Source organism: Albibacterium profundi (genome assembly GCF_042159835.1).
Classification (GTDB): Bacteria; Bacteroidota; Bacteroidia; order Sphingobacteriales; family Sphingobacteriaceae; genus Albibacterium; species Albibacterium profundi.
This window is the reverse complement of sequence record NZ_JBBVGT010000003.1, coordinates 434,094-450,387: the sequence shown is the minus strand read 5'-3', so window position 1 is coordinate 450,387 and position 16,294 is coordinate 434,094. Positions and strand designations below refer to the sequence as shown.

The following is a 16,294-nucleotide window of genomic DNA, read 5'->3' as shown; positions in this document are numbered from 1 at the left end:
TAATTTATGTTATTACTAGGAATCGATGTAGGAACATCGTCAATCAAAGTCTCGGTTGTAGACTCTCAGACTCAAGACGCAATAGCTAGCGCACAGTATCCGGAGGATACGGAGAATAAAGTGATATCTGTTCAACCCGGCTTTGCGGAACAAGACCCTAATACGTGGTGGGAACACACGCAATTGGCGATAAGCGCAGTACTCGCGCGAGATCAAGTGAATGCGAGTGACATTTCAGCTGTTGGAATTGCATACCAAATGCACGGGCTGGTTGTGGTCGATGAAGAAGGTCAACCGCTACGCAATTCTATCATCTGGTGCGACAGTCGGGCAGTCGAGCTCGGCGAGGAGGCTTTTGAAAGTATCGGGCATGAAAAATCCTTAGAGCGCTTATTAAATTCGCCGGGAAATTTCACAGCAGCTAAATGGGCTTGGGTAAAACAGAACGAACCAGACGTCTACAAGACTGCACACAAAATTATGCTGCCGGGCGATTTTATAGCAATGAAGTTAACTGGAGAAATGACAACGAGTATATCGGCACTATCGGAGGGTGTATTCTGGGATTTCCAATCCAATTCACTATCAGCCGATGTAATGAGACATTTTGACTTTGAGGATAATATTTTTCCTGAATTAAGACCTCTTTTCTCGGAACACGGCACATTGCAACAATCCGTGGCGCAGAAGCTCGGCTTAAAACCTGGAACGACGGTTAGTTATAAATCCGGTGACCAACCAAATAATGCCTTATCGCTAAATGTTCTACGTCCGGGTGAAGTAGCCGCTACAGCAGGCACTTCCGGTGTGATTTTCGCAGTAAGTGATCAGCTGGTAAGTGACAAGGAGTCGCGTATTAATACATTCGCTCATGTTAACTATACTGAGGACGACATCCGAACGGGAGTTCTCTTATGTATAAACGGTACGGGAATCCTTAACAGCTGGGTTAAGCAAACCATGGGGCAATCGCTTAGCTACTCAGAAATAAACCAATTAGCCAGTTCCATTCCTCCCGGAAGTGAAGGCTTAAGTATTCTTCCATTCGGTAATGGAGCAGAACGGATTTTTAATAATCGGATAATTGGTTCGCACTTCTTGAATCTCAACTTCAATCATCATAACCGTGCGCACGTATTTCGGGCAGCTCAAGAAGGCATTGCCTTTGCTTTTCGATACGGTCTTGATATCCTACGAGAAAACGGCATGAATCCTTCAATTATTCGTGCTGGAATCGCCAATATGTTTCAAAGTAAATTATTTGCACAGGTGTTTTCGAACGTGACCAATACGCCGGTAGAATTATACAATAATGATGGCAGTGTAGGTGCTGCGATAGGTGCCGGAATTGGTAGCGGAGCCTTTGCTTCATACGATGAAGCGTTTGAAAAGATGAAAGTTCAAGAAACAATCGAACCTGAAAGCAATCATCCGTATGAAGAACTATATAGCCAGTGGCACCACTTGCTAACCGACAAAATAAACAAGTAAAAACAAGTAAACTAACAATTAAATCCATCAACTATGTCAAATGTATTAATCGGAAATCAAGAATTTTTTAAAGGAATTGGAAAGATCGGCTACGAAGGGCCCGAATCTGACAACCCTCTAGCCTATCGTTGGTACGACGAGAACCGCGTTATTCAAGGGAAGACCATGAAAGAACATCTTCGCTTTGCTGTTGCCTATTGGCATTCATTCAATGCCAACGGTAGCGATCCTTTTGGAGGACCTACTCTCTTCTTCCCATGGGATAAGAATGCAGATGTGATTCAGCGCGCCAAAGACAAGATGGATGCCGCCTTTGAATTTTTTACCAAAATAGGATTACCTTATTATTGCTTCCATGATGTAGATGTGGTGGACTATGGAAATGATGTCGCAGAGAACGAAAAGCGGTTGGCAACCTTGGTGGAGTACGCCAAAGAAAAACAAGCTGCCTCTGGTATGAAGTTACTCTGGGGAACAGCGAACCTATTTAGTCACGAGCGCTATATGAATGGGGCGGCTACCAATCCTGATTTTCAAGTTTTGACGCACGCTGCGGCGCAAATTAAAGCCGCACTTGATGCTACGATAGCACTTGGAGGTGAAAACTATGTATTCTGGGGCGGACGCGAGGGCTATATGTCGCTTCTAAACACCAATATGAAACGAGAAAAGGAAAACCTGGCTAAAATACTTCATCTGGCTAAAGATTATGCTCGCAGTCAAGGCTTTAAAGGCACATTCTTTATTGAACCGAAACCATGTGAACCAACAAAGCATCAATACGATTATGATGCGTCTACGGTACTTGGCTTTTTGAGAGAATTCGACCTGATGGACGATTTTAAGTTGAACCTAGAGGTTAACCATGCTACGCTAGCTGGTCACACTTTTCAACATGAATTACAAGTGGCAGCAGATGCCGGACTGCTAGGGTCTATTGACGCAAATCGCGGTGACTATCAAAATGGATGGGATACCGACCAGTTCCCAAATAACATTAATGAGGTTGCAGAGTGCATGTTGATCATTTTGGAAGCAGGTGGTTTTGCAGGTGGTGGAATTAACTTCGATGCGAAAATTCGACGAAACTCAACGGATCCGGCCGACTTATTCTATGCACATATTGGAGGTGCGGATACATTTGCGCGTGCATTGGTTATTGCGGATAATATATTACAAAATTCAGATTACAAGGCAATAAGATCTGAACGCTATAGCAGCTACGATAGTGGCAAAGGAAAGGAGTTTAGAGACGGTAAGTTAGATCTGCAAGCATTGAGAGACATAGCGGCTGCTTCCGGCGAACCTGAAGTGCGCAGTGGTAAACAAGAATTTTTGGAAAACCTGATTAATCGGTATATTTAGAAAATCAATAGACATTGTATACGATATAAACCATCAATCGTCGTAAATGCCTAAATATGGTACGGAACTTTGTAAGAAAATCATCTATCCCTGATTCAAAAGTTTTTTTAATCAAAAAACTTGATGAGCCTTATTTTGATCCTACTTTTCATTTTCATCCTGAATATCAATTGTTTCTTGTTCTGAAAGGACGTGGCATGAGGGTAATTGGCGATACCATTAAACCTTTTAAAGAGGGAGATCTGATCTTTACCGGTCCAAATCTCCCTCATGTTTGGAGAAACGAGAACCGATACTTTGAAGACGACAGTACAAATCAGACTTCAGGAATCGTCATCTATTTTCAAGAAGACTTCTTAGATAACTCCATCAGGAATAAAGAAGAGTTGAATATCATAAGTTGCCTATTTGAGAAAGCAAAGCGCGGACTGGAGGTTTTGGGAGAAACAAGAGAACAGGTAAGCACGATGATGCAGAACTTGCTTGGGATGGACGGTTTTAAAAGTATTATACAATTGTTAGAAATATTTCATACTATTGCTATATCACAAAACATCCGATTATTAACGAGACTCGACTATGTTCCCGTTGCAAAAAAAATATCTACCGATCGCATGAACATCGTTTACGAATACGTAATGAAAAATTATAACAAAAAGATCGGGTTAAACGAGGTTGCTGAACGTGTCAATATGACGCCGACATCTTTTAGTCGCTATTTCAAAACACACGTTAACAAGTCGTTTTCAGATTTTGTGAAGGAGATCAGAATCAATCACGCTTGCAAAATGCTACAAGAGGAACAGTTGAACATCAGCCAAATTGCTTATGAATGTGGTTACAACACCTTATCGAATTTTAACAAACAATTTCGAGAAATTACAAGCCAAACTCCTCTATTTTACAAAAAAACATTTCATGACTTGAATATTGATACCTATGGTAATTTTTAACTAATAAAGAAAAACAACAACAAACTTAAACCAACCAACAATTATGGAAAAACAAATCAACAAGAGTGCGCTGTTTAATGGGAGCTGTTTTGCGATTATTACAACCGCATTTTCATTCTCGATCAGAGCTGGTATCCTACCGATTCTTGGCGACAAATTCGGGCTTACGGCTGAACAGCTGGGCTTTATCAATTCAATGTGGTTTCTTGGCTTCCCCATCTCAATGGTCATTGGCGGACTAATTTACCACTCTTTCGGCCCGGCAAATATTATGCGCGTGGCGTTTGTAGCTCATACGCTAGGAATTATCTTAACGATTTATGCGGGAGGCTACTCATCGCTACTCCTATCCACGCTGTTTATCGGCTTTGGAAACGGGTGTACGGAGGCGGCCTGTAACCCCATGATCGCCGACGCCTATGAGGGTAAGAAGATGAATAAAATGATGAACCGCTTTCATATGTGGTTCCCAGGTGGAATTTTCTTAGGAAGTCTTATATCAAAGTTCATGACCGACTTTGGCTTTAGCTGGCAATCACAAATGTGGCTCCTCATGATCCCTACCATCATTTACGCCATTTTATTTTATGGTCAGAAGTTTCCAAAACCTCACAAAGCGGAATCGACCTCCCTTACACAAAACCTTCGGGCAATGTTCTCTCCTACCTTTTTATTTTTATTTTTCTGCATGGCGCTGACAGCAATTTCAGAGTTTGGGCCGCAGCAATGGGTAGGTCTCATTATGAGTAACAGCGGTGCTAGTCCGATGTTAATTCTTGCGCTCGTTACGGGTCTGATGGCGGTTGGACGCTTCTTTGCCGGTCCGGTAATCAATAAACTGGGACAAACAGGTGTATTGCTCTCGTCAGCCATTTTCGCTTCCATAGGTATCTACCTTTTAAGCGTGGCGACAGGACCGTTCGTATACCTAGCTGCGGTCATCTTTGCTATTGGCGTTTGTTACTTCTGGCCGACAATGGTTGGTGCTGCTGCACAGCGCGTACCATTAAGCGGTGCATTAGGATTATCGGTAATTGGGGGTGTTGGAATGCTCTCAACGTCGATCTTCCAGCCTATTATTGGTCGCTGGATCGACCAGGCACGGGCTGAGAAGGCTGCAGAAGGCTTTACGGGCAGTAATTTGGAATTACTAGCAGGACAGCAAACACTATCTCAAATGGTAATTTTCCCAGTGATACTTATCGGTCTCTTTATTTTCTTTATCATTTGGCAAGGAAAAAAGAAGAAAGCTGCCTTACAAGATGAATTAGCGACATCATAGGACAACAGATTATACAAACACGAAAAAAGCGGACCTTTATATAAAGGATCCGCTTTTTTTGATGCACAAGGCATCAACATTAACCACCTATTAATTAAGATTGATTCTTATTGGTTGAGAGTAAACAAATTCTGCAACGCCGACTGTCTTTACCCCTACACGCGCAAACGCATAACCTTTATTTCGTAAGATTTGCGGGATATTCGCAGACAAAGAGATCGTCTGATCGACATCAACGTCTGCTGCCAGTTTCTCCGCGCTTGAAACATTGAGGATGTCATCTACAATAATCGTTTCACCAAGGTAGATTTTGACCCTATCGAGATCCCTGCCGGTATTGATGTGGCTAATCTCAACAGTCGCGTTCACCATATCACCCGCTGGCTGGAAACTGCTGTTGTCAATAATGAAATATGGGTCGACCGGAACGTCAATCACTGTACTCCCGCTAACATTCACATCCAACGAGTCGGTATTTTCAGCCCATGGACCATTTCCTCGTACCAATGTCAACTTATAATTACCGTCAAATATCTCAGCAGAAAAGCTTCCATCTTGGGCTACGAAGACCGGTATTTTATTAAACAAATCATAACCATGTTGCCACAGCTCTAGCTGAACGCCGTCCGATCGAAGGCCGATCGCTTCACCGTTATATACGATCCGGCCGGTCAGTTTCGATTTGGGTGCTTCAAAATTATCTTTTTCACAGCTGGTAAACATGACCGAGGCCACCAACATGTATATAAATATTCTAAGTATTTTCATAACATAAATATTAATGTCCCGGGTTAGGAACAATCTTTGGATTATTGTTTCTCACATCTTGTGCGATAGAAGAATAGTAGTTTTCTACTCTGAAAAAGCGCGGTGCCCTAAAACGTGGAGCAAGCATTTTAACAAAGACATACTTTCCATCGCGCGCGGCGTCACCTGGTCGAACCACACGATAAGGGTAGAGCGCATAAATCATTGCATCCTCGTTAGATGCATTCCCATTTAATACGGTGTGCGCAATACGCCACCTTTTCAGATCCCATAGACGGTGGTCTTCAAAAGCTAATTCTACTCGTCTTTCATTCCTTATCTTTTCTATGGTCAAGTTACTCAGGCTATTTGGACCAAAACCAGCTCGTTCTCGCAGGGCGTTGATATAGTCGACTGCATTGGCCTGTCCCAGTTCAAAAGCTGCTTCGGCGGCATTAAGATAAATTTCCCCTAAACGGAACCAAACCCACCAAACATCACTTAAAATCCCCCGGGTACTTGTTCCCGCGCCAATATCAACGTACTTGCGAAGATAGAAGCCAGTATTACTCACCTCCTGGATAGAGCGATGTGGACCTGCAGCTGAGGTCAACAAATCACCATCCGTATAGTTTGAGCCTAAAGCCGAGCCTTCAATCGTCTCATAAGAATTACTAGCGGCATCCCAAAGCATAACTCCGGCTTGAATTTCTATTTCAAGTCCTTTAAAAGTTGACCCCGGATAAATTATTGTGCCATAAAGCCTTCCATCCTTGTTGGCAAACAAATTCTCTGGATCGTCATAGTAAATAAAATCGCTATTATCATCAGTCCTGATTTTGAGTGTACCGTCGGTTCCATCCAAATATTCATAACTTTCAACCAAACCTAAACCGGGCGTAATACCTGACGATGCCAGGTTATCCTCTCGAACGCTCCGCACAATATTCTCATAGGTAAAACCATGTCGCTTGTTTTTGTCTGACAGAAAATCTTTTGCAAAAATGACTTCCGGATTGTCTGATTTGGACAAAAATAGCTCTTGAAAATTTGCACCTGGATCAGGGTTATTTTGATACAAACTATAAACGCCACTATTAATAATTTCTAAAGAAGCTTCTAAGGACTTGCGATAATAATCGTCTGCCAAAGATGCGGGAATACCCACTTCTCCGTTAGGAGTCTGAATCGGGCTGCCCATCTGATTATTATATTTAGCTAAGGAAGCCGCGTATAGCATGGCGCGACTTTTCAATGCTAATGCCGTATACTTATTCGCTCTTGTATTACTACCGGCATTACCTAACTGATCTTTTATAGCATCCATCTCAGAAGCAATAAAATCATAAATTTCTGATTCCTTAGCGCGTGGTAACTGTAGGTCAGAAGGATCGCCACTATAGTCGTAAATCAATTGCGACGTAACCAGAGGCACTCCACCCATACGCTTAACCATTTCAAAGTAAATAAATGCCCGTTGGAATCGCAGTTCAGCTGAAAACTCTGCTTTTTGCTGTTCAGTTAGATTTTCACCATAAGCCTCAATACTTTCGATTGCTAAATTAATATCTCGGATTAAGCCATAATCCCAATACCTCCAGCTTTCAAAGCCATAATTAATGATGTTATTTCGCCAATCCTCACCAGAGTAACCTGACCACATGGCATCTGCGTAATTGGCTGCGTTTCTAAAATTGCCCTCCAAGCCGGTTTCCGTAGGGAATCGGTCGTAATAATTAGCAAGCAAACCAGTAATCATGACCGGGTCATTCCACACCTGATCCTCAAGGATAATATCCTTGGGTGTGCGTTCTAACCAATCTTTCTTACAGGATGAAAACAGGAGTCCCATCGTGCATATCAGAAAGGTGTATTTAAATATATTTTTCATCTTATTAATTTTATAATGAAACATTTATACCGAAATTATAAAGTTTTTGTTGAGGATAGATCAAGCCATTTTCGCTGCTGATCTCCGGATCAATTCCAAAGTCTTTTACATTGTCAATTGAAAATAGATTGGTTCCATTAACATACACCCTGACATTCTTTAATCCTACCCTTTCTATCCACTCGGTCGGAAGTGCGTACGCCAACTCCAGATTCCGCAAACGGAAATAGCGCACGTTGGTTAGCCAGAATGAACTTTTTCGGAAGTTATTGTGATTATTTACATCCTTCCTAAATGCGGGATAGGTTCCTGCCACCCATTCGCTTTGTGGATCATAAGGGTCGACACGATGCCAATGATCGTCCGCGAAATAATCGATCAGGTTTCCATTATTTTGAAAAGGGAATTTGAGCTCCCAATTTCTAAGGAAACTTTGCATGCCACCGCCGGAGAAGTCGAACGACAAGGTAAATCTCTTGATGCTGAGACTACCATTAAGACCATAATTGAAATAAGGCAATGCGCCTTGAGCGTAGCCGATTGGTCGCTCATCCATTCCGTTGATAATTCCGTCGCCGTTAACGTCTTTATAAATTAAATCGCCCGGTAATTGCGAACGGTTTCCTTGTCCATCATTATTCACTAAATAATTGTCAATTTCTTCTTGCGACTGGAACTGGCCAATCACCTGATAACCCCAGTTGACATTAGCCCAACGGTCTTCAACCGAGTAGCGGTACTCTTCCCATGCATTGCCAAAGCGAGGCTTATAGGTTTCCAAACTGCGAAGACGACCGATGGTAGCGTTCATACCGATGGAATAATCAAGCTCTCCTACCCGATTGGTATAGCCGATAGCTCCATCCATACCACGTGTCGCATCAGAATTTAGATTATCAACCGGCAAGGTATAGCCTACTTCTACTGGCAAGAGAACATCATATTTTGGAGCTGGTAAACCACTTCTTCTGCGTTCGAAAACGTCGAACTGACCGGTTAGTTTTTGCTCAAAGAGGGTAAAATCAACCCCAAAGTTCATGGTTTTGTTGGTCACCCACGAAAGATTGGTAATAGGTAAGCCCCGAGGGCGTAAGCCGATGATATAACTTCCATCCAAAACTGCACTGCCCTGATTAAAGTTGTATCCACCTATGTAACTAAACATCGTTGGCGGCGTCCCCAACCCTAGTTCACTTCCCGTTTCACCGTATGAGGCACGTAACTTCAAATCGTCAAGAACTCCGTCGGTCAGGTTTTTCATAAAAGGCTCATCGGAAAGTCGCCATCCCAACGATACACCCGGGAAAAAACCCCAACGCTTATCACCATGATACAAGAAAGAGCCGTCATAACGACCCAGCACTTCTATCAAATAGCGCTGTTTATAGTTATAGTTTATCCGGCCCACATAACCTGCTCTAGCTTCAATAGCCCATTCATCTGCTAAGTAATCTTGTGTAGAGAAATTCATTAGAGGCACATAGTTATTCGGAGGAACTGAGTGTATAGCTAAATACGAGTTTTCATTCTCTGAACGCTCATAAGCAGCAACCCCGGAAATGAAATGATCGCCAAATTGCTTTTCATAATTCAGCTGAATCTGTGCGAAATTAGAAACGACATTTCTCTTATGTTTTTCCCGCCAAGGGTTTTGGTTACCATAGAGGGCGCCGCTACTCGGATCCCGATCTTCATACGTATCGGTCGCTTCATTATAGCGATAAGCTTTATACGTATACTCAAAACCATCAAAGTCTTGATTTGTATAGTTATACGAATAAAGTCCCTTTACCGATAAGCCAAAATTAAAATCGTATTGCGCATTAATATTTACATTCATCGCACGTGTAATCTCATCGACATAACCCGTAATATCGTCTGTATACGTAGCCGGATTAACATTGACGTTGTGTGTTTGGTGCACGTAGTTCGGGTTATCATTGGCATACGGACTTTCAATTGGCCACATGCTGAAGATACTTAGCAAGGGATTAAAATAATCATCTAAGCCGGGAACACCTACATTATGTCGATCTTCTATCCGTCCTGAAACCTGCGCTCCTAGGGTTAAGCCATTGGCGATATTCGTAGACAGATTCGCTTGCAAGTTGGTGCGGTTAAAATTAAAATCCTTTAAGATGGCATCTTGATTAATGTGACTTACCGCCAAGTAGTAGTTCGACCTCTCTGTCCCACCCGATGTATTCAGACCGATGTAAGCCTGCGGGACATTATTACGCGTCACGATATCATAATAATCATAGCTACGGTAACCTTTCTCTGTTCCCGCTTCCCATTTGGCAAGCTCTTCCGGCGTGTACAATAAGGAAGGGTCACCACCCAGGTTTTGTACCGACTCCAATAAGCCGCGAACATATTGACCTGCATTAGCTACGTGCGGAAAACGTGTAAAGTTCTGAAGACCGTAATAACTTGTCAAGTTAATTGATGCTTGCTCATTTTTCTTTCCTTTTTTCGTCGTTACCAGAACGACTCCATTTGATGCACGTAGGCCATAAACTGCAGCAGAAGCATCTTTAAGTACGGTAATGCTTTCTATATCCTCAATTCCTAGATTATTAAACATATTCTGACCCGAAACACCGCTATTCAGTCCGAAATCTGTTGTTTGATCATTCATGCTATAAGGAACACCGTCAATTACATACAGAGGCGAACCTAGGTTTCGTATCTGTAAATTGGTTCCATTTCCTGGTCTTGAGTCGGTAGCACGGGATGTGATTCCCGGAATTTTACCTACCAAGGCGCTGGTAGCTGAAACAGCCGGCGTCCTCACAATATCTTCTGAATTAATGGCACTAACTGCACCGGTAATCGATGCTTTGGTTTGTGTTCCATAACCAACAACTACTACTTCAGACAAAGCTTCCTGATCTGCAATGAGTTGCACTTGAACAGACTCACCAGCTGACACTTGTCTTTCAAGTTTCTGAAAGCCCATATACGAGAAAGCTAAAACACCTTGGGTATCGGGGATAACGAGCGAAAAGTCTCCGTCCGCGTCAGTACTGGTTCCGACATCCGTGTTCTTGAGAAGGACGCTCACTCCCGTAAGCGGTTCGCCGTTCACATCGGTCACCTTTCCGGTGACAATCTGCTGCGAATTTGTCTGCGCAGCAGCGAGCAATGGAATCGACAAACAACAAAGCAAGGATAGCATGAAGCCTAACTTTTTCAGGTGCCGATTCATTGTCATTTTTTTGATAAAAACATCCATAACAATAAAGTTTTAATTAGCGAGATTTGATCCTTTTAGGAATCCATAATTTATTGTGCCATGAAAGCTGACTTTCATGGTCTCACAATTGGTTTATACTCAATATCAATATTAACTTAATATCTGGATTATGCCGCCCTCTATATTATCCATTTATAACTGTATTATAGCTAGTTAAGTCACCGTGACACGAAATTATAGATATAATAAAAGCGAAAGGCACCCATTTCTGAGTGCCTTTCGTTTATGACCGGTATATTGCTTTCTAATCTTCCATTACTTGGTAACTGTCATGACACCGTTCATGATTCGCCAATGTCCTGGGAAAGTACAAACAAAGGGGTAATCGCCTGTTTGCTCCGGAACTGTGAAAACCAACTCAGTTTTATCTTCCGGGTTAACGAGCGGTGTAGCAAATAGAACTTCTGGGATATCTGGTATGTATTGCAATTCAGCTCCGTTGGTTTGCATGGCAACCTCATCTGCAGCTTTCCCTACTTTCTCGAGCGACCCTGGCTTAATAATCAACAGGTTATGCTGCATAAAATCAGGATTCTCTAAAACAATCTTTACTTTGGACCCAGCTTTTACAGAAAACTTAGTTTTGTCATACTTCATTTCACCAACAATAACTTTGATGGTAATGGTTTCATCGATACCAACTTCGCCCTCTGTTCCACCACGAGAAGTATTGGCAATATTCTTCTGAGCTAAAGAAATGTAATCGCTATTGATAGTCTCTGCTATTTTTAGAGCTTCCGATATCCATTTATCGTCCTGGTTTTCCGAGACCTGTGATGCTTCCAGAATAGCTTGTGCAACTTCTTCTGAGGGCTGTGCATCAGCCAATTTTAAGATCGCAGCTAAACGAACCCTTAAATCAGAATCCGATAATACATCCGCATCAATTAGACGATTGATAAGCTCTACGTCATTTGCCGGAACAAGTTGGACGGCAGCTCGACGTACGCCGCCAGACGGGTGATTTAATGCGGCGAAGAGTACGTCCGTGCTTTCTTGGTTAGGATGCTCTAATAATCCCAACCCCTGCAAAGTCCATAGAGCGTGGATTGCAGGTGCATCGACATTTATCTCGTCAACTTGCTCTGCTTGTATTATATTATATAATTCATCGGCAACCGACTGATCACCCGACTCAACTAACAAGCGTTGGGCGGTTGTCCGCCAAAACATATTATCACTCTGCAAGGCATCAAGTAAACCAGCGGTATCTTCTTTATCTAAGCTATACGAATCTGAAGGTTCAGCATCCTCATAAACAAGGCGATAGATACGACCACGGGTATTATCACGAAGTGGATCAATATAAGCATTACCTTCTCCGTTTTCTGCACCTTCAGGAGTCGGGTTATGTTGGATAATAAAGTTATACCAATCTAAAAACCATACCGAACCATCCGGCCCCACTTTTGCTTCTACAGGACCAAACCATTCGTCAGCACTTGCCACCAAATTCCACCCATCCGGACCTTCGACAAAGCCGGAGCCTTCTTGCTCAAGCACATGCTTATGGATTACGCGACCTGTAGGTTCATTGATAAATGCTACACGATTCCAATATTCTTTTGGATAAGTGCGCGCCGTATAAAGACTATGTCCAGCTGCAGCGGTGAAACCACCGTGAACATCTACCTGACGCAGATTCTTCGTTACCACGTGCATTCCATAATGACTGTCAATTTTCTGTGCACCTCGTCCTCTGATTTCTGCTTCTGCATAGTAACGATTAGGAATGGCAAAGAAGTTACTATGCTCATTATTCGCTGTAGAAATAAATACATCAAACTCTTCTGAGAAGCCAAGTCCCCAAGTATTATTGGTAGTAAATGTCAAAAACTCAAACTCAGAAGCATCCGGTTCGAAATGATAAATTCCCGAACCAAATTTAAATTCTTCACCACCGATAATCCCTTCAAAACCTGAATAGCCTACCGTCCCCCATATTTTATTATCTAAACCATAGCGCAGATTAGAAGGTCCGGCATGGGTATCAAAGGTACCCCAGCCTTCAATTAATACTTCTCGAACATCTGCTTTATCATCCCCGTCTTCATCTTTTAAAAACAAGAAGTAAGGTGCTTGTGAAACGATAATCCCGCCGTTTGCAAAGACAAAACCGGTCGGAATATTCAGGCCTGCTGCAAACTCTGTAAACTTATCAGCCTTCCCATCCCCGTCCGTGTCTTCTAAAATCAAAATCCGATCATCCCCTTCACCCTTATCGTTACGCACGGTATTTGGGTAATCAACGGTTTCAATAATCCATAGACGTCCTTTTTCATCCCAATCCATTGCAATCGGCTTTTTGATATCCGGCTCACTTGCAAATAGTTCCAACCTGAACCCTACTGGCACCTGAACGAGCGACTGTGACTCCTCAGGCGACAACGGTAATTGATACTTTGGCGCAGGGTCTCGTTTTTCATAATTAGGTAAATGTGCATCCTCATAACTCGCTTCAGCTATCACAAACTTATTCAAACGCTCAACAGCTGCATCCCCAACGGCCCATAAAATCCCGCTTTTAATCAGCTGCAAGAAACCTGGATTTCGAAATGTTCGCTCATCATGTCCGAAAGCAGTATAAAAGACTCTTCCTTTGCCATGTTCCTTTACCCATGTATAAGGTTCACGATGACCGTCTTCTACCCGCTCCATCAACACCTCAATATCGTCCGCTATTTTATCATGAACATAGGTCTCGTCCCATTCGGTCGTAAAAGACTCTACGCCCTTCATAGCAGGATGATCGGGTTTGATTATCTCCGCTGAAAACGATCCGCCTTCATGGCTTTTAAACTGACCACCGATCAGCGCTATCGCCTCTGGAGAATTTTGAAAACAAAAGGATGCAGAATGGATAGGAATAAAACCCTTACCCGATGCGACAAAATCTAATAAGGCTGTTTCCTGTTCCGCTGATATCGTATCATGGTTGGCGTATAATATCAAACCGTCGAAACGTTTTAGATTGTCCGATGTCAGATCTTCCGGATCAGTTGAATAGGTTATATTGAATCCATCTTTGAAATATTCCTGAGACAGAATTTCTGCCAATTGCTCCGAATCATGATGTTTACTATCATGGCCTAAAAAAAACAATTCCAATCGTTTTGGCGCCTCTTCCTTACAGGAAAACAAGAAAAGAGAGAGCAACAGAAAACCAAAATATTTAAATTTCATATCGTTTAAATTATATTATCGTTTTTGGGATAAAGTAAAGTCAGGCATTTTTAGGACCTCACCGTTTTTTAATGCTGACTCATGGGCTAATATACCTACACAAGTGATATTAGCCGACTGTACAGCATTCGGAAAAGGTTCTCTTCCCTCAACCAATGCGCTAACAAATTCATGCACTAGATGTGGATGAGAGCCACCATGTCCTGCTCCTTGTGTATAAGACAAATGCTGATTGGAGTCCTCATCATAAACACCACCTGTCGTAAACGCCTGAATTTCTGGCGGAAGTAAATGAGCAAAATCTGGACATTCAACAGACTCAGGAATCTCTGGCTCAGGTTTTTTAGCAGTATGCACCACTAATGGTTCTCCTTCGATCAACGGCCATTCAACCGCCTTCTTAGAGCCATACACTTCAAAACTTTCTCGATATTGCCTAGCCGTATCAAAGAGAGAACGATAAACATGACCTGTTAGATCCGAATCTCGAAATTTGACGTGCGCAGTTTCTACAGCAAAGGGAGAGTTATAATATTGATGAAGTTCCTCATCAATCGTACCCGACCCGAAACAGGAAACATATTCCGCCTCGTCTCTCGTTAAGCCCAAGACAGGGCCAACGCAGTGTGTGGCATAATGCATCGGCGGCAGACCTGGCCAATAGTTTGGCCAACCTTCCATGTCCTGTTGGTGACTAGCCTTTAGAAACTGTATTTTGCCAAGTTCTCCCTTTTCATATAATTCTTTCATAAATAGAAACTCGCGGGCATAGACAACCGTCTCCATCATCATGTAGGTCAGTCCCGTTTCATTGACAGCCTCCACAATCTGTTTACACTCATCGACCGTCGTTGCCATTGGAACCGTACAAGCCACGTGTTTTCCCGTTCTTAATGCTTTAATCGACTGTTCTGCGTGGTTCGGGATGGGTGTGTTTATATGTACCGCATCAATCGCCGGATCTTTTAGCAACTCATCATAATCGTCATAGCGTTTCTCAATAGAAAAATGATCTCCTATCTCATTCATTTTCTCACGATTGCGTTGACAAATCGCGTGCATATTTGCGTTTGGGTGTTTTTGGTAAATTGGTATAAATTCAGCACCGAAACCTAAACCAACAATCGCTACATTAATTACCTTTTCTTGCATAATTTATCTATTAATAATCGTTGTTAATCCATTTTCTTAAAAAATCATGACCTTCTTTAGCGAAGTCATCCTGACTTGCTGTGAAGGTCTTCCAAATGCAAACAGCAGCCGCCAATTCCTTATTTTCAGGAGTAAAGCTTTCTATTGAGACCGTCCCTTTGTAGGCTATCTTCTCTAATCCTCTATAGTAAGCGGCCCAATGCGCGCCACCTGTACCCGGTACGCCGCGATAATTTTCTGAAACTTGCATATGAAGAAGCTTATCTCCTGCTTGCACAATGGCATTTTCAGGATCGGGCTCTTCTATATTCATATGAAACATATCTAAACAAATTTTTGCCGCCGGATGATTTATATCATGAATAAGAGCCAATACATCCTCTACATTATTGATAAGATCAGACTCAAAACGATTTAAGGGCTCAATAGCCAACCCTAACCCTCTCTTCTGGGCCATTACGCTTGCTTCTTGTAAACCTTTTACCGCACGCTCCCATTCTATTTTCTTTTTTTCTGGGGGAACTAATCGTGCTTTACCAACAGCCGAATACATGGGTCCGGCAAAAAAGCCTGCTTCCAGTACCGCGGCAATGTCAAGACATTGTTCAATATAGTCTAGTCCCACTTGCCGATACTTTTCATCGTCGTTTGTCAGGTCCCGCGTTTCCCCAAAAGCCCCACAAACCGTCGCCTTCAAATCAAAGTCGAGTAAATATTGTTTAATTTCCTTTGCATCAATCGCTGAAGGGTCTTCTATGGCGAGTTCTACGGTATCATATCCTAATTTCTTAATTACGGGGAACAATTCAGTCGCTTTATTTGTTGTAAAAGGCGACATCCAAAGCCACGTACTAGCGCCGAGCTTTACATCTAAAGGCATATACTTTTCATTTTAGCTTACAATTAAAATAAAGATAGGACTTCTTATATCTGCTTAAAAACACTAAAATATCCATAATTGACTGTATTAT

General features: G+C 42.4%; 10 protein-coding genes. 4 read left to right on the top strand and 6 right to left on the bottom strand.

Annotation, left to right across the window (positions count from 1 at the left end; all coding sequences use genetic code 11):
- Positions 1–6 precede the first annotated feature (6 nt).
- The 4 genes from WKR92_RS13430 to WKR92_RS13415 are packed head-to-tail and all read left to right on the top strand — an operon-like array spanning position 7 to position 5,091.
- A complete protein-coding gene (locus WKR92_RS13430) occupies positions 7–1,491 on the top strand; it encodes a xylulokinase (protein WP_375558351.1) in 1,485 nt (494 codons plus the stop codon).
- A 33-nt stretch (positions 1,492–1,524) separates the two neighbouring features.
- Entirely contained in the window at positions 1,525–2,856 is a 1,332-nt protein-coding gene (gene xylA, locus WKR92_RS13425) for a xylose isomerase (RefSeq protein ID WP_375558350.1), read from the top strand.
- Between the two features lie 56 nt (positions 2,857–2,912).
- Positions 2,913–3,809 (top strand): AraC family transcriptional regulator, encoded by an 897-nt coding sequence (locus WKR92_RS13420; protein WP_375558349.1) that lies wholly within the window; start codon positions 2,913–2,915, stop codon positions 3,807–3,809.
- Positions 3,810–3,852: 43 nt separating this feature from the next.
- Positions 3,853–5,091, top strand: a complete 1,239-nt coding sequence (locus WKR92_RS13415; protein WP_375558348.1) for an MFS transporter — start codon at positions 3,853–3,855, stop codon at positions 5,089–5,091.
- A gap of 90 nt (positions 5,092–5,181) precedes the next feature.
- Here the strand turns inward: WKR92_RS13415 and WKR92_RS13410 are convergent, their stop codons facing one another.
- The 6 genes from WKR92_RS13410 to WKR92_RS13385 all read right to left on the bottom strand — a co-directional run bounded on the left by WKR92_RS13410 (position 5,182) and on the right by WKR92_RS13385 (position 16,203).
- Positions 5,182–5,859 carry a DUF3823 domain-containing protein gene (locus WKR92_RS13410; protein WP_375558347.1) on the bottom strand — a complete coding sequence of 226 codons (678 nt, stop codon included), beginning with the start codon at positions 5,857–5,859 and terminating at the stop codon, positions 5,182–5,184.
- 10 nt (positions 5,860–5,869) lie between these two features.
- The gene (locus WKR92_RS13405) at positions 5,870–7,729 is read right to left on the bottom strand and encodes a RagB/SusD family nutrient uptake outer membrane protein (protein WP_375558346.1); all 1,860 of its coding nucleotides are present in this window, start codon (positions 7,727–7,729) and stop codon (positions 5,870–5,872) included.
- 10 nt (positions 7,730–7,739) lie between these two features.
- Positions 7,740–10,967 carry a SusC/RagA family TonB-linked outer membrane protein gene (locus WKR92_RS13400; protein WP_375558345.1) on the bottom strand — a complete coding sequence of 1,076 codons (3,228 nt, stop codon included), beginning with the start codon at positions 10,965–10,967 and terminating at the stop codon, positions 7,740–7,742.
- A gap of 276 nt (positions 10,968–11,243) precedes the next feature.
- Complete coding sequence (locus WKR92_RS13395) at positions 11,244–14,171, bottom strand: PVC-type heme-binding CxxCH protein (RefSeq protein ID WP_375558344.1); 2,928 nt, start codon at positions 14,169–14,171, stop codon at positions 11,244–11,246.
- A 15-nt stretch (positions 14,172–14,186) separates the two neighbouring features.
- Positions 14,187–15,323 (bottom strand): Gfo/Idh/MocA family protein, encoded by a 1,137-nt coding sequence (locus WKR92_RS13390; RefSeq protein ID WP_375558343.1) that lies wholly within the window; start codon positions 15,321–15,323, stop codon positions 14,187–14,189.
- Between the two features lie 10 nt (positions 15,324–15,333).
- A complete protein-coding gene (locus tag WKR92_RS13385) occupies positions 15,334–16,203 on the bottom strand; it encodes a sugar phosphate isomerase/epimerase family protein (RefSeq protein ID WP_375558342.1) in 870 nt (289 codons plus the stop codon).
- Positions 16,204–16,294: the final 91 nt, after the last annotated feature.

What these genes read in the sequence shown, in the direction of transcription:
- WKR92_RS13430 (WP_375558351.1), top strand. Translation starts at nt 7, where the DNA reads ATGTTATTACTAGGAATCGATGTAGGAACATCGTCAATCAAAGTCTCG.
- xylA (WP_375558350.1), top strand. Translation starts at nt 1,525, where the DNA reads ATGTCAAATGTATTAATCGGAAATCAAGAATTTTTTAAAGGAATTGGA.
- WKR92_RS13420 (WP_375558349.1), top strand. Translation starts at nt 2,913, where the DNA reads ATGGTACGGAACTTTGTAAGAAAATCATCTATCCCTGATTCAAAAGTT.
- WKR92_RS13415 (WP_375558348.1), top strand. Translation starts at nt 3,853, where the DNA reads ATGGAAAAACAAATCAACAAGAGTGCGCTGTTTAATGGGAGCTGTTTT.
- WKR92_RS13410 (WP_375558347.1), bottom strand. Translation starts at nt 5,859, where the DNA reads ATGAAAATACTTAGAATATTTATATACATGTTGGTGGCCTCGGTCATG.
- WKR92_RS13405 (WP_375558346.1), bottom strand. Translation starts at nt 7,729, where the DNA reads ATGAAAAATATATTTAAATACACCTTTCTGATATGCACGATGGGACTC.
- WKR92_RS13400 (WP_375558345.1), bottom strand. Translation starts at nt 10,967, where the DNA reads ATGGATGTTTTTATCAAAAAAATGACAATGAATCGGCACCTGAAAAAG.
- WKR92_RS13395 (WP_375558344.1), bottom strand. Translation starts at nt 14,171, where the DNA reads ATGAAATTTAAATATTTTGGTTTTCTGTTGCTCTCTCTTTTCTTGTTT.
- WKR92_RS13390 (WP_375558343.1), bottom strand. Translation starts at nt 15,323, where the DNA reads ATGCAAGAAAAGGTAATTAATGTAGCGATTGTTGGTTTAGGTTTCGGT.
- WKR92_RS13385 (WP_375558342.1), bottom strand. Translation starts at nt 16,203, where the DNA reads ATGCCTTTAGATGTAAAGCTCGGCGCTAGTACGTGGCTTTGGATGTCG.